19 protein-coding genes are annotated in these 17,655 nt (G+C 63.2%); 12 read left to right on the top strand and 7 right to left on the bottom strand.

The window, feature by feature from the left end; translation table 11 throughout:
• Nucleotides 1-28: 28 nt before the first annotated feature.
• Together R2N03_RS09030 and R2N03_RS09035 are read right to left on the bottom strand one after the other, a co-directional pair.
• Complete coding sequence (locus R2N03_RS09030) at nucleotides 29-1,228, bottom strand: ABC transporter substrate-binding protein (RefSeq protein WP_316657289.1); 1,200 nt, start codon at nucleotides 1,226-1,228, stop codon at nucleotides 29-31.
• Nucleotides 1,225-1,392, bottom strand: a complete 168-nt coding sequence (locus R2N03_RS09035) for a hypothetical protein (protein ID WP_316657290.1) — start codon at nucleotides 1,390-1,392, stop codon at nucleotides 1,225-1,227. Before R2N03_RS09035 ends, R2N03_RS09030 begins: the two co-directional genes overlap by 4 nt.
• Nucleotides 1,393-1,583: 191 nt before the next feature.
• On the opposite strand from R2N03_RS09035, the gene R2N03_RS09040 reads away from it, so the two are divergent.
• Nucleotides 1,584-2,423 (top strand): FadR/GntR family transcriptional regulator, encoded by an 840-nt coding sequence (locus R2N03_RS09040; RefSeq protein WP_316657291.1) that lies wholly within the window; start codon nucleotides 1,584-1,586, stop codon nucleotides 2,421-2,423.
• Nucleotides 2,424-2,427: 4 nt separating this feature from the next.
• Here the strand turns inward: R2N03_RS09040 and cynS are convergent, their stop codons facing one another.
• Entirely contained in the window at nucleotides 2,428-2,871 is a 444-nt protein-coding gene (gene cynS / locus R2N03_RS09045) for a cyanase (RefSeq protein WP_316657292.1), read from the bottom strand.
• Between the two features lie 300 nt (nucleotides 2,872-3,171).
• Here cynS and R2N03_RS09050 point away from each other — a divergent pair, with 300 nt between their 5' ends.
• The 5 genes from R2N03_RS09050 to R2N03_RS09070 all read left to right on the top strand — a co-directional run bounded on the left by R2N03_RS09050 (nucleotide 3,172) and on the right by R2N03_RS09070 (nucleotide 9,427).
• Complete coding sequence (locus R2N03_RS09050) at nucleotides 3,172-4,542, top strand: carbohydrate porin (protein WP_012430871.1); 1,371 nt, start codon at nucleotides 3,172-3,174, stop codon at nucleotides 4,540-4,542.
• 31 nt (nucleotides 4,543-4,573) lie between these two features.
• A complete protein-coding gene (gene xylF / locus R2N03_RS09055; RefSeq protein WP_012430872.1) occupies nucleotides 4,574-5,581 on the top strand; it encodes a D-xylose ABC transporter substrate-binding protein in 1,008 nt (335 codons plus the stop codon).
• A gap of 30 nt (nucleotides 5,582-5,611) precedes the next feature.
• Nucleotides 5,612-7,159, top strand: a complete 1,548-nt coding sequence (locus R2N03_RS09060; RefSeq protein WP_316657293.1) for a xylose ABC transporter ATP-binding protein — start codon at nucleotides 5,612-5,614, stop codon at nucleotides 7,157-7,159.
• 6 nt (nucleotides 7,160-7,165) lie between these two features.
• Complete coding sequence (locus tag R2N03_RS09065) at nucleotides 7,166-8,374, top strand: ABC transporter permease subunit (RefSeq protein WP_012430874.1); 1,209 nt, start codon at nucleotides 7,166-7,168, stop codon at nucleotides 8,372-8,374.
• A 135-nt stretch (nucleotides 8,375-8,509) separates the two neighbouring features.
• Entirely contained in the window at nucleotides 8,510-9,427 is a 918-nt protein-coding gene (locus tag R2N03_RS09070) for an NAD-dependent epimerase/dehydratase family protein (RefSeq protein ID WP_316657294.1), read from the top strand.
• A gap of 57 nt (nucleotides 9,428-9,484) precedes the next feature.
• Here the strand turns inward: R2N03_RS09070 and R2N03_RS09075 are convergent, their stop codons facing one another.
• From R2N03_RS09075 to R2N03_RS09085, 3 genes are all read right to left on the bottom strand, one after another.
• Nucleotides 9,485-10,702 carry a hypothetical protein gene (locus R2N03_RS09075; protein WP_012430876.1) on the bottom strand — a complete coding sequence of 406 codons (1,218 nt, stop codon included), beginning with the start codon at nucleotides 10,700-10,702 and terminating at the stop codon, nucleotides 9,485-9,487.
• A 456-nt stretch (nucleotides 10,703-11,158) separates the two neighbouring features.
• A complete protein-coding gene (locus tag R2N03_RS09080) occupies nucleotides 11,159-12,199 on the bottom strand; it encodes a LacI family DNA-binding transcriptional regulator (protein ID WP_316657295.1) in 1,041 nt (346 codons plus the stop codon).
• Between the two features lie 102 nt (nucleotides 12,200-12,301).
• Nucleotides 12,302-13,195, bottom strand: coding sequence for a DMT family transporter (locus R2N03_RS09085; protein ID WP_012430878.1), 894 nt, complete (start codon nucleotides 13,193-13,195; stop codon nucleotides 12,302-12,304).
• 107 nt (nucleotides 13,196-13,302) lie between these two features.
• Here R2N03_RS09085 and R2N03_RS09090 point away from each other — a divergent pair, with 107 nt between their 5' ends.
• From R2N03_RS09090 to R2N03_RS09115, 6 genes are all read left to right on the top strand, one after another.
• Nucleotides 13,303-14,100 carry an AraC family transcriptional regulator gene (locus R2N03_RS09090; RefSeq protein WP_316657296.1) on the top strand — a complete coding sequence of 266 codons (798 nt, stop codon included), beginning with the start codon at nucleotides 13,303-13,305 and terminating at the stop codon, nucleotides 14,098-14,100.
• A 342-nt stretch (nucleotides 14,101-14,442) separates the two neighbouring features.
• Nucleotides 14,443-14,937 carry a hypothetical protein gene (locus R2N03_RS09095; RefSeq protein WP_316657297.1) on the top strand — a complete coding sequence of 165 codons (495 nt, stop codon included), beginning with the start codon at nucleotides 14,443-14,445 and terminating at the stop codon, nucleotides 14,935-14,937.
• Nucleotides 14,919-15,422 (top strand): hypothetical protein, encoded by a 504-nt coding sequence (locus R2N03_RS09100; RefSeq protein ID WP_316657298.1) that lies wholly within the window; start codon nucleotides 14,919-14,921, stop codon nucleotides 15,420-15,422. Before R2N03_RS09095 ends, R2N03_RS09100 begins: the two co-directional genes overlap by 19 nt.
• Before the next feature lie 112 nt (nucleotides 15,423-15,534).
• On the top strand, nucleotides 15,535-15,951 hold the full coding sequence (locus R2N03_RS09105; RefSeq protein ID WP_012430882.1) for a MarR family winged helix-turn-helix transcriptional regulator: 417 nt from the start codon (nucleotides 15,535-15,537) through the stop codon (nucleotides 15,949-15,951).
• 51 nt (nucleotides 15,952-16,002) lie between these two features.
• Entirely contained in the window at nucleotides 16,003-16,395 is a 393-nt protein-coding gene (locus tag R2N03_RS09110) for a tautomerase family protein (RefSeq protein WP_012430883.1), read from the top strand.
• 44 nt (nucleotides 16,396-16,439) lie between these two features.
• Nucleotides 16,440-16,574: a hypothetical protein gene (locus R2N03_RS09115; protein ID WP_041668694.1), complete on the top strand. Its 135-nt coding sequence runs from the start codon at nucleotides 16,440-16,442 to the stop codon at nucleotides 16,572-16,574.
• 16 nt (nucleotides 16,575-16,590) lie between these two features.
• Here the strand turns inward: R2N03_RS09115 and R2N03_RS09120 are convergent, their stop codons facing one another.
• The gene (locus R2N03_RS09120) at nucleotides 16,591-17,610 is read right to left on the bottom strand and encodes a GlxA family transcriptional regulator (protein WP_316657299.1); all 1,020 of its coding nucleotides are present in this window, start codon (nucleotides 17,608-17,610) and stop codon (nucleotides 16,591-16,593) included.
• Nucleotides 17,611-17,655 lie beyond the last annotated feature (45 nt).

Raw genomic sequence — 17,655 nt, forward strand, 5'->3', positions numbered from 1 at the left:
GAAGGCGGGCGAGCGGCAGATCAGCCCCTCAGGCCAGCTTGCATTGCGTCTGTTCGACCGGCAGGAAGGCCTTGCCCACCGACACCACTTCGGCAAAGTCGTCCTTGTCCTTCATGCGGTTCTTGGGCTTGCCCTTGAGCAGGTAGTAGTTCTTGAGCACCTGGTGGTCAGCCGCGCGAATCTCTTCGGGGCCCGTCAGGCCGTCGTACTTCATGCCCTGCAGCGCGGCAATCACGGCCTTCGGGTCGACGCTGCCGGCCTTGATCATCGCGTCGAGCAGGATCTTGGTGCAGGTGTACGAGCCCGCGAGGCTGTAGTTCGGGTTGGACTTGAACGCAGCCTGCGTGCGTTTCACCAGATCGTGGTTGGCGGGCGTATCCACGTCGTGCCAGTACTGCGCGCCAAAGTACACGCCATCGCACAGGTCGGCGCCGAGCGATTCGAACTGCTCCAGGCCAGACGCCCACGCCACCAGGATCGTCGTGTTCTTCTTCATGCCGAAGCTCACCGCCTGGCGCAGCGTGTCGGACGATTGCGAACCGAAGTTCAGGATCAGCAGCACATCGGGCTTGGCGGCCATCGCGTTGGTCAGGTAGCCGCTGAATTCCTTTTCGGAGAGCGCGTGGTAGCTGTTGCCCACATGCTCGATGCCCTTTTCCTTGAAGATGTTCTTGGCCGCCGAGAGCAACCCGTCGCCAAACACGTATTGCGGCGTGATGGTGTACCAGCGCTTGGCCTTGGGCATCGATTCGATCAGCGGGCGCACGGTGCGCTCGATGGCGCCGTACGTGGGCACCGACCAGCGGAAGGTCGCGCGGTTGCAGTCCTTACCGGTAATTTCATCGGCCCCTGCGGTGGTGATGAACACGCCGCCAAACTTCTCCGCTTCCTTGCCCATCGCCAGCGATTCGGACGACAGGATGCCGCCCGCGAAGTAGCGCGCGTTCTTCTGCTGCGCCAGTTCCTGCACCTTGCGCACGGCCGTGGCCGGCTTGCCCTCGGTGTCGAGCACGGTGTACGCCAGCGGCCGGCCGAGCACCTTGCCGTATTGCTCCACGGCGAGCTTCATGCCGAGGTCGGCAAACTTGCCGTTGGCGGCAAACGGACCGGACATCGGCACCGGGCAGCCCAGTTCGATGGCATCGGCCGCCCACGCAAGGCGGGCTTGCAGCACCGACGCGGGCACGGCGGACAGCGCCGCCAGTTTGAGCAAGTCTCGACGATTCAAAGCGCACTCCTTGGGTTCATGTGGATGACAGAACAGCGCTCGGAGCCACCACCGGCGGCAGCTTCCTCCTGGCCTTGACCGGCGAGGTTTTCGCCGACCATCACGTCGAGCAAGAACCAGACCAGTTTCTTATATTTGTTATGATAAATAGGCGAAATCATCATAGAAGCCGCATCGGCGATGCGTCAACGTTCAAGAGGTTGGTGTTTACGCCAACGTGCAGGACAGCGTCCCGCTACGCGACGATGTGTGAAACCGGTGCACGTGCACGATCGAAGAGCATGCATGCACCACGCCGGACAGGCGGGTGGCACAACCCTGAAGTTAGAATGCGCGCAACAAGGAACGGACATCCATGGCCACACTCGGAGCAGGCAAGACGGCGTCGATCGGCATCCGCAAGCAGAAGCGCGCCGACCTCGTTGCCGAAGAACTGAAGCGGCTCATCACGCAGCGCAACCTCAAGCCCGGCGACAAGCTCCCGCAGGAGGTCAAGCTGCAGGAGACCTTCGGCGTGAGCAAGGGCACCATCCGGGAGGCGCTCAAATCACTGGAGGTGCAGGGCCTGGTGAGTGTGAGCACGGGCCCTGCGGGCGGCGGCACCATCGTCGAGGTGCCGCTGGACCGCACGTTCCAGCTCATGCAGAACTACCTGTTTTTCAAAGACATCGGGATTGCAGACGTCTACACCGTGCGCCGGCTGCTTGAGCCAGAGCTGGCCGCCGGGGCGGTGCCGCATCTGACGGACGACGACTTCCGCGCGCTTGAGCACACCATCGACCTGTGCGACCCGGCTTCTGCCAAGGCCGCCGCGCCGCTCGACCAGCGTCAGGAAGACCTCAGCTTTCACGACATCCTGGCCGCAGCCAATCCCAACCCGATGCTGCGGTTCTGCTGCGAGCTGATCAACGAAATGATTCGGCAGCTTGTGGTGTTCGGCAACGAAACGTCACCGAAGGACCACGCCAAGTTCGGCGCGTCCAACGTCAAGTTCCACCGGCAGATTCTGGATGCGGCACGCGCGCGCGACGCCGAGACCGTGCGCGAACTCATGAGCACGCACATGGAAGACTGCACGCACCATGTCACGCGAATGAAGGGCCGGGTGCACGGCCGCCTCGTGCTCGACTCCGAGATGCCGCGCCGCCATCGTCCCGTGCTCGACGAACACGACGACGGCGGCCACGAAGACTGATCGCTCAGTAGGTTTTGTACGGCAGGAACTTGCCGCTCATGACGATGCGCACGCGATCGCCCTTGGGGTCGGGCTCGCGGGTGAGGTCCATGTTGAAGTCGATCGCGCTCATGATGCCGTCGCCAAACTCCTCGTGGATCAGCGCCTTGAACGTTGTGCCGTACACGCTGACGAGTTCGTAGAAGCGGTAGATCAGCGGATCGGTCGGCACCGCCGTCGGCAGTGAGCCCTTGTAGGGCGGCACCTGCAGCAGCGCGATGGCCTCTTGCGGCAACTCCAGCGCCGTGCCAACGGCTTCGGCCTGCGCTCGCGTCAGCGTCATCTGGCCGAGCAATGCAGCGGTGCTCCACTCCTTGCTCTGGCCGATCACTTCGGCCAGTTGCGCCCAGCTCAACTGCTTCCTGATCTTTTGCAGGACGATCAACTCAGTCACTTCTTCGCGTTGCATGACAGCTCCTTTGCGTTGGACGAGAAAACGGCGCGCAACATGAGCAAGGTCGATGCCATGCACGCAATGCCCCATCCCGGGCGGTGCTTGCGCTGGCTGTCACGATTTCTGCATTGCAGCATCCGGCAGATTCGCCCTCCACCACGGTTGAGTGTCTTGACAGACTAGGGCAAACCCCGAGATTGACAGCGCTGTCAATTGTGGCCATTCTTGCGTCCGTCGGCTCGCCACGCTATTCAGAGAAGAACGCCGACACCGCTGTCATGCATGGCAGACGGGTCCAATATCAGGAGACAGTTCATGGAGCTTGAACCCCGCTTCGATACCGTGTCGAAGCCCGCGCGCCAACCGGCCGCACGTCGTCAATCCCGCGGCAAGCGCTTTGGTGCTTCCGCCATCGCTGCGGCAGTGCTCGCCCTTGGTGCGGCCAGTGCACATGCGTATGACGTCACCACCAGCCCGTACCTGCTTGGCGACTGGGGCGGCCTGCGCACCCGACTGGCGGAGCAGGGCGTGACGTTCAACCTCGGCTATGGCAGCGAAGTGGCACACAACTTCAGCGGCGGCACCGAGCACCTCACGCGCTATACCGATCAGTGGGTAATGGGCGCGGCGCTGGACCTGCAGAAGCTCTGGGGCTGGAAGGGTGGCACGTTCCAGGCAACCGTTACCGACCGCAACGGCCGCAACCTCGGCTCCGATGCGAACATCGGCAACAACATGCTGATCCAGGAAGTCTATGGCCGCGGCCAGACGTGGCACCTGACGCAGTTCTGGCTGAACCAGAAGCTGCTCGACGACCGCCTGGAAATCAAGGCCGGCCGCGTGACGGTGGGCGAAGACTTCTTCTCGTTCTCGTGCGACTTCCAGAACCTGACCTTCTGCGGCTCGCAGCCGGGCAACCTGGTGGGCAACTACTGGGTGAACTGGCCGACGAGCCAATGGGGCGCCCGCGCCAAGTTGCACACGTCGGCGGAAACCTACGCGCAGGTCGGCGTGTATCAGGTCAACCCGAACTACGTGGATGACGAGTGGGCCCGCCACAACGGCTGGAAGCTGAACAACCCGGGCGGCACCACCGGCGCGCTGATCCCGCTGGAATTCGGCTGGATGCCCAACATTGAAGGGCGTCCGGGCACGTATCGCGTGGGGGTCTGGTACAACACCTCCAACGGCAAGGACCTGTACGAAGACGTCAACGGCAACCCACGCGGCATCACCGGCCTGGACGCGCGTCAGCACAGCGGCCAGTACGGCGTCTACCTGAACCTGCAGCAGCAGGTCACCGGCACGGCCGGCGGGCGTGGCGCAACGGTGTTCCTGAACTTCTCGCAGGCCGATCGTGACACCGCGCAGACCGATCATCAATTGTCGGTGGGCGTGCAGTACAAGGGACCGTTCGATCGCCTGTCCGACACCATCGGCTTTGCCGTGGGTGCGACGCACAATAACGGCCGCTTTGCCGATTTCGTGCGCCAGACCAACGCCCGAACCGGCGCAAACACCGTGGTGGGTGACGGTTACGAATATGTGAGCGAGCTCTACTACAGCTACTCTCCCGTGCCGTCTGTGTACTTCCGTCCTAATCTGCAGTACATCCTGCATCCGGGTGGCACCACGCAGAACAAGAATGCCTTCGTGATCGGCCTCAAAACGGGCATCACGTTCTAAGAACTCACTTACGCACCACAGGAGACCTCTGATGATTTCCCGCGTACTGAACACCCTGGCCGCCGCGGCGGTCCTGACCTTCGCCGCCACGTCGGCCCATGCCAGCAAGCAGGCACCGGTCATCGGCTTCTCGATCGACGACCTGCGTGTCGAGCGCTGGACGCACGACCGCGATTACTTTGTTGAATCGGCGAAGAAGCTGGGCGCGACCGTCAACGTGCAGTCGGCCAACGCCAACGAAGCCAAGCAGATCGCCCAGATCGAAAACCTGATCGCGCAGAACGTCGACGTGCTCGTGATCGTGCCGTTCAATTCGAAGGTGCTGGGTAACGCCATTGCCAGCGCCAAGAAGAAGGGCATCAAGGTGGTGTCGTACGACCGCCTGATCCTGAACGCCGACATCGACGGTTATGTCTCGTTCGACAACGAGAAGGTCGGTGAAATGCAAGCCCAGGGCGTGGTCAAGCTGGCGCCCAAGGGCAATTATTTCCTGCTGGGTGGCGCGTCGACCGACAACAATGCCCGCATCCTGCGCGACGGCCAGATGAAGGTGCTCAAGCCGCTGGTCGACAAGGGCGACATCAAGATCGTCGGGCAGCAATGGACGCCGGAGTGGGATCCGTCCAAGGCGCAGAGCATTGTTGAAAACGCGCTGACCGCGAACAACAACAACATCCAGGGCATCGTCGCCTCCAACGACGGCACGGCGGGCGGCGCGATCCAGGCGCTTGCGGGCCAGAAGCTGGCGGGCAAGGTGCCGGTCTCGGGTCAGGACGCCGACCTGGCCGGTGTGCGCCGCGTGGCGGAAGGCACGCAGGCCATGACGGTATACAAGCCGATCAAGGTGATCGCCTCGACCGCAGCCGAAATGGCCGTGGATCTGGTCAAGGGCACGCAGCCGAAGTTCAACACCAAGATCAACAATGGCAAGAAGGATGTCGACACCATCCTGCTGACGCCGACGCTGCTGACGAAGGACAACCTGGATACCGTCATCAAGGACGGCTTCTACACGCATCAGCAGATTTTCGGCAAGTAAGGCGGTTCGGTTCAGTCGTAGGAGGCAGCCATGAGCAGTAACGGCACCCTGTTCGAGATGCGCAACATCGTGAAGTCGTTCTCCGGTGTGCGCGCGCTCGACGGCGTCAGCCTGGCAGTCAAGCCAGGCGAATGCGTCGGTCTGTGCGGGGAGAACGGCGCCGGGAAATCGACCCTCATGAAGGTGCTGTCGGGGGTCTATCCCTACGGCACCTTCGAAGGCGACATCCTGTGGGAAGGTGAACCGCTGCGCGCGCACTCGGTGCGCGACAGCGAGCGCGCCGGCATCGTCATCATTCACCAGGAACTGATGCTGGTGCAGCAGCTCTCCGTCACGGAAAACATCTTCCTCGGCAACGAGATCACCAAGCCGGGGGGCCGCATGGACTATGACGCCATGCACGCCAAGGCCGAAGAACTGCTCGCCCGCCTGCGCCTGACCGACGTGAACGTGGCTGCGCCCGTGATGAACTACGGCAGCGGCCACCAGCAGTTGTTCGAGATCGCCAAGGCGCTCGCCAAGAACGCGCGCCTGCTGATCCTCGACGAGCCGACCTCGTCGTTGAGCGCCAAGGAAATCGAGGTGTTGCTGTCCATCATCGAAGACCTCAAGCGCAGCGGCGTGGCCTGCGTCTATATCTCGCACAAGCTCGATGAAGTGAAGCGCGTGTGCGACACGATCACGGTCATCCGCGACGGCAAGCACATCGGCACGCATCCCGCCGCCGACATGACCATCGACAACATCATCACCATGATGGTCGGCCGCGAGATGACATCGCTCTTTCCCAAGGTGGAGCACACCGTGGGCGAAGTCGTGATGGAAGCGCGCAACGTCACCTGCTGGGACGTCACCAACCCCAACCGGAAACGCGCCGACGACGTGAGTTTCGCCGTACGCCGCGGCGAGATTCTCGGCATTGCCGGGCTGGTCGGCGCCGGGCGCACGGAGATGGTGTCCGCGCTGTTCGGCGCGTATCCCGGCCGCTCGACGGCCGAGATCAAGGTCGAAGGCAAGCCCGTCAAGGTGAGCTCCCCCGCGCAAGCGATCGCCAACGGCATCTGCCTGGTGCCCGAAGACCGCAAGCGCCACGGCATCGTGCCGCTGATGGGCGTGGGCGAGAACATCACGCTCGCCACGCTGGCGCAGTACGCGCGCGGCATGCGCGTCGACAAGGGCGCCGAACTCACCACCGTCGACCGCGAGATCAAGCGCCTGCGCATCAAGACCGCCAGCCCGGCGCTGTCGATCGCCAGCCTCTCGGGCGGCAACCAGCAGAAGGCCGTCGTCACGAAGATGGTGCTGGCGATGCCGAAGGTGCTGATCCTCGACGAACCCACGCGTGGCGTGGACGTGGGCTCGAAGTACGACATCTACAAGATGATTGCCGATCTGGCCGCCAGCGGTGTGGCAATCATCATGGTCTCTTCCGAGATGCCGGAAATCCTGGGCATGAGCGATCGTGTCCTGGTCATGGGCGAGGGCCAGTTACGTGGCGACTTCGTCAACCAAGGCCTGACCCAGGAGCGCATCCTGGCTGCAGCAATCAATGCCGATCCGCAGCTCCGCGCTGCCTGAATTGCCATGTCGAATATCCTGCAATCCCAACTCGTCCGCCAGAGCGGCAACAACGGTAGCGGCGGGCCGCGTCTGGACAGCCGCGCCATCCAGCAACTCTTTGTACGCTACAAGGTGCTGGCCCTGCTGATGGCCGTGGCGCTCATCTGGATCTTCTTCTATTTCCAGACCCACGGCACGTTCCTCAAGCCCAACAGCATCTCCAACCTGTTCCTGCAGATGTCGGTGACGGGCATGCTGGCCTGCGGCATGGTGTTCGTCATCATCGCAGGTGAAATCGACCTCTCGGTGGGGTCATTGCTGGGCCTGCTCGGCGGCCTGGTTGCCATCCTCACGGTCAATCTCGGATGGAACACATGGCTGGCGGTCGGCACGGTGCTCGTGGCTGGCGCGGCCATCGGCGTGGTCAACGGCTACATCACGACCAAGCTGCGCGTACCGTCGTTCATCGTGGGCCTGGGCGGCATGCTGGCCTTCCGCGGGCTGCTGCAGTGGAGCACCGACAGCGTGACCATCGCTCCGGTGCCCGACGATCTCGTCAACATCGCCCAGAGCTTCGTCCCCGCGTGGCTGGCGTGGTCGCTGGCCGCGTTCATCGTGGCCATGTCCGTTGTGCTGACCGTAAGCCGCCGTCGCGAACGGGCGCGCCTGCAACTGGCGCTCACGCCAATCTGGGCTGACGGACTCAAGCTGCTTGCGATCGCGGCGGCGTCGTTGGGCTTCGTCGCGGTGCTCAATGACGCCAACGGCGTGCCGCTGCCGGTGCTGATCCTGCTGGTGCTGCTGGCTGTGTTCTCGTACATCGCCACACAGACCGTGTTCGGCCGCCACGTCTACGCAGTGGGCGGCAACATGGAAGCGACGCGCCTCTCGGGCGTGAACGTTGGCCGCGTCAAGCTGCTCGTGTTCGTGTTGATGGGCCTGATGTGCGCATTCGCGGGGATCATCACCACGGCGCGATCTGCGGCAGGTTCGCCTTCGGCCGGCGTGGGCGGCGAGCTTGACGCCATCTCCGCCTGCTTTATCGGCGGCACGTCGATGCGCGGCGGCTCGGGCACCGTGTACGGCGCACTGATCGGTGCGCTTGTGATGGCCAGCCTCGACAACGGCATGCAGCAAATGAACGTCGACGCCTCGTGGCAGATGATCGTCAAGGGCGTGGTGCTCGTGCTGGCGGTCTGGATCGACGTGCTGTCCGGCTCCAATCGCGGCTGACCGCGTCTGCCTCCCCAGGCAAACCGTTCTCGGGGCGCAAGCCTCCCTCCCCTCACAGAAAGCGATACGGCGGCGCGCGCTGCGCCGGCCGCCGGTCGCCCCCTTTTTCCCTCATCCCGAACGGAATCCGACATCGTGGCTGATTACCAAACCCCTGCTCGCGTGCTTGTGACCGGCGTGGCCGGCAACCTGGGCCGCAAGGTCGTCGAGGCGCTGGCCTCGACCTCGTGGTGCGCGTCCATCATTGGCGTGGACTGGGTCCCGCAGAACGTCGCGTTCTCCCCGCAGGCTGAAGCGCGCTTTCAGTGGGTCGTCGCCGACCTCACGCAGGCGAACGGCGCATGGACCGAACTGCTGGACAGCGTGGACGCCGTCATCCACCTCGCCGCGATCCATTCCACGCCGGACGCGACGTGGGAACAGGCGCTGGCCTCGTACGGCATGACGCTCAACGTCTTGGAGGCTGCTGCTACGCGTGGCGTGCGGCGCTTAGTGTTCGCCTCGTCCAACCACGCGATGGGCGCATACAAGGATCAACCGCTGGCAGGCACCATCGGCCCCGGCAAGCTGGTCGCAGAACTGGACCCGGCGCCGGGTACGCGCTGGCACAACGGCATCGAAGAGGTCCACTCGCTCGCCTATGGCACGTCCAAGGCGATGGGGGAACGGCTGTGCCAGGCGGTGGCGCAAGTGTCGAACGGCAGGCTGTCGATCGTCTCGCTGCGCATCGGCTGGGCCTTGCCCGACGAGAATGACCCGAACGACATCAACCACTCGGGTACGGCCGACACACCGGTGCCCGGCGAGCTGCCCGATGAAGCCAGCCACATCGCGCTGCGCTGGTTCCGCAACATGTGGCTGTCGAACGAGGATCTGCGTCGGTTGTTCCTGAGCGCCATCACGGCCGATCCGGCGAGCTGGCCCGCACCCGCCATCGTCGTGAACGGCGTGTCGAACAACACCGGGATGGATTGGGGGCTGGAGACGGGCCGCCGCTTGATTGGGTACGACCCGCAGGATGACTTGTATGCGCTGCTCAAGAGCCGGGGCTAGGACTCCAGGCAGGAAGGCCCGGCCACATCACGCCGGGCTTTTTTACTCGCCGAGAAATCAGGCGGCACGAACCGGCCTGACGTTGTCTTCGGCCCCGAGTTCTTCCTTGAACGTGTTGCCCTTGGTCGAAGCTCGCACGTCGACTACCTTATCGAGCAGCAGTGCCAGCACGCATGCCAGCGAAACGCCGAGGATCAACGACAGCACCGACAAGACCAGCCCGCTCGGTCCAGAACGATACTCGGGCAAGGTCGGACCGGAAACGAACCGAGCTTCCGTGACATGCTTGGTTCGCATCTGCTCGCCGACCAGCATGATCTGGTTGTAAACCTCACGCGTCTGATCGTCCTGCAGGTTCTTACCCTTGAACACGTCCTCGCCGATCTTCGTGAACTCGGTCAGCAACGCGCCCCCCGTCATGACTTGGCGGCTTCGTTGCTCGATCCGCTCGTAGAAGTCATTGCGCAGCGCGTTCTGTGCAGCATCCCGCTCGAGCAGAGTGAGTTGCGATTTCAGGTCCGCGATCTCGGTCTCTGTCCCAACCAGTTGAACAACAGGGGAGAGATAGCGCGACGAATCCTTGTCGTTGCCAGTCGAAAGCAATTGGCGCGCCTCCATCTTGGACGCCTCCGGGTATTTGCCCGCGATGGATCTTGCCGCTTCCAACCTGGCGGCAGCCTGCGTCAACGCCAGCCGCTTCTGGATAATCTGATTATCGATCTGCTGCTTCTTTGCCTTGGTCTCACTCTCCTTGGTGTAAATCGTATCCATGAGATCCTCGCTGAGCATGGTGTCCTTGATGTAATCACCCATCATCTGGACCCGGGCCTGAGCGTCGTCTGCGGACTGACTCTTGAAAGTGATCGAGAACCCCAAGATGCCGACGGATTCCAACACACCTTTAGCATCTGTGATGTATCGCAGGTCATCCTTTGACAGCGGCAGCACAGCTTGCAGGTGTTTCTGTATGAACCGCTCGCTCAGCGCCCCGAGCAAATAGCGGCCATTCGGATCATCAAGCTTCTTATTCTGGTCGAGGTAACGGCGCAACGTCTCGCGATCCCAGAATGCCGCCTTCTGTGCGTTATATTCTGCAAATTTACGCGGCGCGCGCATGAACCCTTCACTGGAGTACTGGCGACCAGCCCAGAAAAATAGCGCAAAACAGGCCACACTGAAAAAAACGGCGAATACAGCGACCTTGCGCCGAAGTTCCCAGCAACGCAGCAATAGTCCCTTCAAATCGAAATCCGACAGGATTTCTTCTTCATGCATTACTGGACTATCGTTCCTCATCACTTCCTTCCGTTCTCAGACATCGTTATGTTTGTTTAAATGCAATGGGAGTCACATGGGGCGCGTTATCCCACTTCCCACCTCGGCGGAGCCACGTCGCAGGCTGCGAATGTCCCTTTCGGGCGTCACATCATCGACAGAAAAAACGGCAATTTCATGGCAGAGCCGCCGACAGGACAGCTGCGGTAGCAGTGGCATAATTTTCTGATATTTCCGCAACACTCCAGAAGCCTGCCTAGCCAACAATAGGCGATTTTGAAGGCCTTTGTGCGAAAGCACAAGAATCAATGCCCATCTGCTATGCGATACGTGCCACGCGATAAGTTGATTGCTATCCATTCGACCCACTACCCCACCGCAGTCGGGTTGACGTTTTCCCCGCTCATTATCGACGGACACCTTTTACGCTGGCGGCGGCCTAACCGCTATCCGTGTTCAACGTGCCGGCGGGCAAGTCGAATCCCGGATCACGAGTTCATATTGCAGATTCTCGTGCACCGAGTGGGGCTTCAGTCCCGGCAGATGCGGACGATGAATCGCCACCAGCTGCTCGACCGCTGCATGCGCCATGGCCTGGATCGGCTGGCGCACCGTGGTCAGCGCAGGCCAGAGCTGGCGCGAAAGTGGTGTGTCGTCGTAGCCGCAGATCGAGAGTTCTTCCGGCACCTTGATGCCACGCGCCTGCGCTACGCGCAGTACGCCAGCGGCCATGTCGTCGTTGCCGGCAAAGATGGCGGTCGGGCGCGGTTCGCGGGAGAGCAATCGTTCGGCGCACGCCACGCCTGACTCGAAGGAGTGCTCGCCCTGCTCCACCAGGTGTTCATCGACGTCGATACCGGCCTGCGCCATGGCATCGCGATAGCCGAACACGCGCTGGTACGCCGCGCCGTGGTCGGGGTCGCAGACCACAAAGCCGATGCGGCGGTGGCCCAGACCGATCAGATGCAACGTCATGTCGCGCGCGGCAGCGCGGTCTTCTGTGTTGACCGACAAGCCCTTGTGCTCCCGATCCGCGGGCGCAAGACGCACGTAGTCGATGCCGGCCTCATCCAACGCGTGAATCAATGACGGCACGTCCGACACAGGCGGCGTAAGGATGATGCCGGCCAAGGCACGCTGGCGCGCGCTCTGGATGATCTGCTCAGCAAGGTGCGGATCGCGGTAATGGCAAGGCGTGAGCAGCAGGCTGTAGTCGAGCGCCTGGCACGCTTCCAGTGCGCCGTGCTGAATATTGACGATGTAGTTGTCAGAGGGGTTGTCGTAGACCAGCGCGATGATGTCGGCGCGCTTGCTCGCCAGGCGGCGGGCGGCGGGGTTGGGCCGGTAGTCGAGCGCCTGCATCGCCTCGACCACCTTGGCGCGCGTCTTTTCGCTGATGTTCGGCTCGTGATTCAACACGCGCGAGACGGTCTTGATGGACACGCCCGCCTGCGCGGCAACATCATCGACGGTTACGGCTGCGGCGCCCCGTTTCATGGTCTGGCGAAGTTGGTTCTGGAACACGGGACGGGCGCATCGCGCGCGCCCGCCGAGCGTTCGATTTTAACGCCAACCACCACGCTGCGCGGCCGAAAAAAACTAACGGGCGCGTAATCCCGAACGGCCGATCGGCACCCGCACGATACCTTGCGCCAGGCTCACGCCAAGCAGCACAAGCCCGCCGCCAACCCAGTGATAGCCATGCACGGTCTCTCCGAGCATGAGCGCTGCCAGGCCTGCAGTGAAGACAGGCATCAGATTCATCAATACCGCCGTGCGCTCGCTGCCGATGCGCTTGAGGCCCTGCATCCACAGGTACGACGCCACGATCGACGAGGCAATGCCCGCAAACACCACCAGACCGACGCCCTTGGCTGGAATGGAAAGACTGTGGGCGGTCAAGGCCAGCGGCACAAGCATGACAACGGCGACCAGCACCTGCACATACAGGTTGAGCCATTGCCCGAACGGCAACGCCCAGCGTCGATACAGGATGTTGTACAGCGCATAGGCCGTCGCGCCGATCAGCACGAGCACGTCGCCATGGTTGACGCCGCCTTCGAAGAGATTGGCCGGGTGTCCGCGCCCGAGCAGATACAGCACGCCGAGCAGCGACACGACCACGCCTGCCACCGCCTGCACCCCGACCGGCTGGCGAAAGACGACCCCATTCAGGATCAGTCCGAGCATCGGGATCAACGCACCGATCACGCCCATGTTGGTGGCGCTGGTGCTGTGCGCTGCGTAATACGCCAGGCATTGGTACAGCACCATGCCCAGCAGCGCCAGCACCCCGAAGCGACGCCACTGCGCCAGCACGGCAAGGCGCTCCCGCCAAAGCGGCCGCGCACAGAACGGCGTGAGCACGATCGCCGCCAACACCCAGCGATACAGCGAAATGGCTGCCGGATCCACCACGCCAGCCGCAGCCTTCGAGACGATGGTGTTGGCGGCCCAGATCACCACCGCCAGCAAGGGATACAGCACAGGCACGCCCGCCTCCTTCAAACGCGACACGCAACGAAAACGTGCAGTGTAGTAATGTCCGGTTCAAAACAGATAACGCAATCCAGACAACCTGACACATCAAAGGCGACAACGTGCACACCGCCTATCGCGAGGCCGATCTGCGCGTGCCCAAGGGCGCACCGTTCTACTTTCGCTACGATCACTTCCAGCCCGAGACCGACATCGAGCCGCACACCCACCCGTGGGGACAGCTCAACCGCATCGCGCTCGGGCTGATGGAGGTGGTGGTCGAGACGCGCCGGCTGACGGCGCCGGCCGAATACCTGATCTGGGTCCCGGCCAACCAGCCGCATTCTGCATCGATCCGGCAGGCGACGGACTTCCTCTCGGTCTATGTCGCGGAGCCGCTTGCGCGCCGGCTGCCGCCAATGGCCTGCCTGATCCAGCAGACACCGCTGGTCCGCGCCCTGTTAGAGGACTTCCAGGCACGCCGCATCAGCGTCATGACCGACGATTGGGATCTGCGCCAGTTCGAGCTGCTGGTCGAGATGCTGGGCCGCGCCGGCCATACCGACAGCTACCTGCCCGACAGCAAGGACCGTCAACTAGAACCCATCCTGCAGGCGATCCGCCTGTTCCCCGCCGACAATACTCCGCTCAAAACCTGGGCGGAGCGCGTCCACAGCACCGAACGCACGCTCGCACGGCGGTTCCAGCACGAGCTTGGCATGAGCTTCGTACAGTGGCGCAATCGCGTTCGCCTGCTGCGCGCACTGGTGTGGCTGAAAGAGGATTGCTCGATCCAGGACATCGCACTGGCACTCGGCTACGGCACGCCATCGGCGTTCATCGCCATGTTCCGCAAGCAGATCGGCTTCTCGCCGCAGCGGTATCGCCGACAGATGTGCGGCGAGGTGGCGCGCGCCTAATGCCCATGGTTCGCGCCGTCGCGCCTGGAAAAGACGCGCACGGAACATCGCTGCGCCCCCACCCTGCACCGAGCCCCGACATCGACCGCGACTGGAGGCGCTGGGAAGCCGAGCCCAGCGAGGTCAACGCCCTGCGTGTCGCGCCGCCGGCCATCACAACTGGCGGCCGGATACAGGCCACGGACTGCCGCTCGGCGCTCCGGCGGCGACCGCGCCGAATGAAAACAATGGTGGGAAACCGGCACCCTGTCTGCATTTGCCGGCCGCGGCATCCCGTAGAATCAGACGCGTTGCAGATTCGGAAGTCCGCCCATGTGCCTACCTCGATTTGCACCTTTGCCGATGCTGGGATGGGTCCTTGTCCTGAGCGTGCCGGTATTCAGCGGCTGTAGTTCGCTGATGTCCGAGGGCACCACGGCGGCGGCGGGTGTCGGCGGTGCGGCGCTGGCCGCCAAGGTGACGGACAACGCAGCCGTTGCCACCGGCATCGGCCTGGGCGTGCAGGCTGGCGCCCGCGCGGCGCTGCAGCGCAGCCAACGCGTCGTCCATACCGAAACACAGGACCAGATCGCCGAGGTGGCCGGTACGTTGCACGACAACGTCGTGGGCACCTGGCAGATCAAGCACGGCATGCCCCTAGAGCCGGATGAACGCGGGCGGGTCGTGGTCACACGCTCGATCAACGGGCCGCTCGTCAACTGCAAGGAGATCCTCTTCACCGTGGACGGCGACGCGGCCCGGGTGGACTTCTTCATCGCCACGATCTGCCATGACGGCACGCGCTGGAAATGGGCGACCGCGGAGCCCGCCACGGCACGATGGGGCTCGCTGCAATGAGCGGCACGTGGCGTCTGCTTGCCTTCTGTGCCAGCCTCTGTGCCGGGTGCTCGTCAGTCGGGCCGCTGACCGGTGCGGCTGCGGGCGTGGCCACCGGCACGGTCACAGCCAACCCGGCCGTCGCCTATGGCGTGGCCGTTTCCGTCAATGCCGCGACCGACGCCTCCATCAAGTACGTGACCCGACAGTGGGCGGCAAGCGAACAGGATGCCCTGGCCACCGCCATAGGCCGGCTCAACGACAGCACGCCATCACTCCGTTGGTCGTTGGAGCGCCTGATGGGCATCACCAAGGCACACGGCACGATAGTGCTGGTGCGTACGTTGACAACACCGCTGGCCACTTGCCGCGAGGCCATTCTCACCGTCCAGGAGACCACCTCCAAGGCCGCTCCCGGCTACACCATCTACGCATGTCTGAACGGCGGCGCCTGGCAATGGGCCAACGCAGAGCCTGCCGTACCCCGCTGGGGCAATCTGCAGTAACGCAGCATCGGGACCTGCAGTCTTTGCTTCGCCTCCCGCCACACCGGCTTGCTCCATCCACGGCAAAAAACAAGTTGCATGTCTAATCATAGTGACCTACCATCACGTCATCATGTTCGACCACTGCCTCTACTTCAACACCACCGCGCTGGCCCGCAAGCTCGACCGGGTCTGGGCCGAGGCCTTCGCGCCTTTCGACCTGACACCTCCGCAAGGCTTCATGCTGAGGGCGATTGTCGAGCGCCCAGGCATGCTGCAGAGCGAATTGTCGGAAGCGATGTCCGTTACACGTCCCACGGCCACGCGCGCGCTCGACGGCCTCGAAGCCAAAGGCTTGATCGAACGCCGCAAGACTGAAGCCGATGGTCGCGAGACCGCCATTTTTCCAACGCCGGCGGCCGAGAAGATCGGCGCCGCGTTGAACCAGGCCAGCGGCGCCGTCACCGCTAGGTTGAAGCGGGTGCTGGGCAGTACCGAGTTCGCCGATACGGTCACAAAAATCCGAGGTGTGCGCTCCACCCTGACATGAGCGTTTTTTTCGTCCATTTAGTTGCATTGCTAACTACAAAAGGAAGCTATCATGCCGATCCTCAACGTCAAAGTCAGTGCCCAGCGTTCTGCGCAGATGACGCAGAAGATTGCCGCTACGCTGCTGGAACTCACGTCCCGCATTCTTGGCAAAGACCCGAAGGTGACGGCCATCGCCATCGACTACGTCGACCCGGCGGACTGGATCGTCGGCGGGCAGACGCTGGCAGCGCAGGGCAAGAACAGCGTCTATTTCGACATCAAGGTGACGGACGAAACCAACACCAAGGCGGAGAAGGCGCAGTACATCGCCGAGGCGTTCGAGGCCTTTGCAGAATTGCTCGGCAACCTGCATGAAGAGAGCTACATCTACGTGCAGGACGTTCGCGCTGCAGCCTATGGCTATGGCGGCAAGACGCAGGAGTACCGCTACCAGCACGCTTGATGTGCAGGCTGCGTCGCCCCGCCCCAAGACAGACAGGTGTGATCATGAACCGCATGAGTGCGTTTTTTGCGGCCAGTTGGCTGGCCGCGGCATTGCTGTACTTCGGCCAACATTCGCTTCCGGTCACGGCGGTGGCAGGCGTCGTCCTGCTAGCGGGCTTCGACCTGTTTCGACCTTGATGCGTCCAGGCGATGTTCAGCGGGTGCGGTGCTGTGCCCGGTAGCGCAGCGGGCTGGCGCCATGGCCCGTGGCAAATGCCCGGCTCAGTGCGCTGACGCTGCCGAAGCCGCACTCGTCGGCAATGTGATCGAGCGGCTGCATGCCGGTGCGCAACAAGAACGCCGCCAGTTCTAGCCGCAAGGCCGCCACATAACGCCTCAGGTTGCTGCCCGTGGCGGCGGCAAAACGGCGCGTGAGCGTCCGCTCGCTCATCGCCGCCCGGACAGCCAGTTCTGCCAACGCGGGCGGCGCGGCCAGCTCCCGTTCCACGATCTCCTGGATAGCCAGTACCGCCGCATCGCCGTGACGCTTGAACTGCGCGGTCCACACGGCCATGTGCTCATACGACGGCAGCGATTGCGTAAGTGCCGTGCGCAGCATCCCGCGCGACGCACCGGCACCGCGACAGTGGTCGATCACGTAGGCGCAGGCGTCCACGGCCGGATTGATGCCGCTGACCGTGATAAGGCGACCATCCACCACCAGGGGTTGGTCAGGCGTGTACTGCACGTCAGGGAAGTGCCGGGCGAACCAGGCGCGCTCGCTGGCGAGGCCCGTTGCGCGGCGACGATCGAGCAACCCCGCTTTAGCAAACAGCGGCGCGGCATTCAGGCCCACCACCAATGCGCCCGCGTCGTAGCGCGCGCGCAGCCACGCGGCCAGGCGCATCTCGTCATCGTCCAGCGCCACCTGCGGCGCAAACTGGGCCGGCACGATCACCACGTCGTAAGCGGTGTTGTCCAACGCCGCCGTGGCAGCGACCGGCCTCTCGCCAAAGCTGGCGACGTCAGCGCCATCGACCGACAGCAGATCGATATCAAACAGCCGGCTCCCCATCACGTCCACGCTGCGCGCGCGCATGGTGCCGGCAATCAGCAGCATTTCCTGCGTGAGAAACACGTAGCCGGCAAACAGGCGCGGCGGCAGCAAGATGGCGATACGGGCGCGGCAGGAAGGATCCGCACGTTTGGAGGCCGCTTTCGACTGGCGCTTCATATCAATAATGTGGCGGTTCAGATCAACCGGAATTGTCGCGGCCTT

The organism is Ralstonia condita (assembly GCF_958405655.1).
Classification (GTDB): Bacteria; Pseudomonadota; Gammaproteobacteria; order Burkholderiales; family Burkholderiaceae; genus Ralstonia; species Ralstonia condita.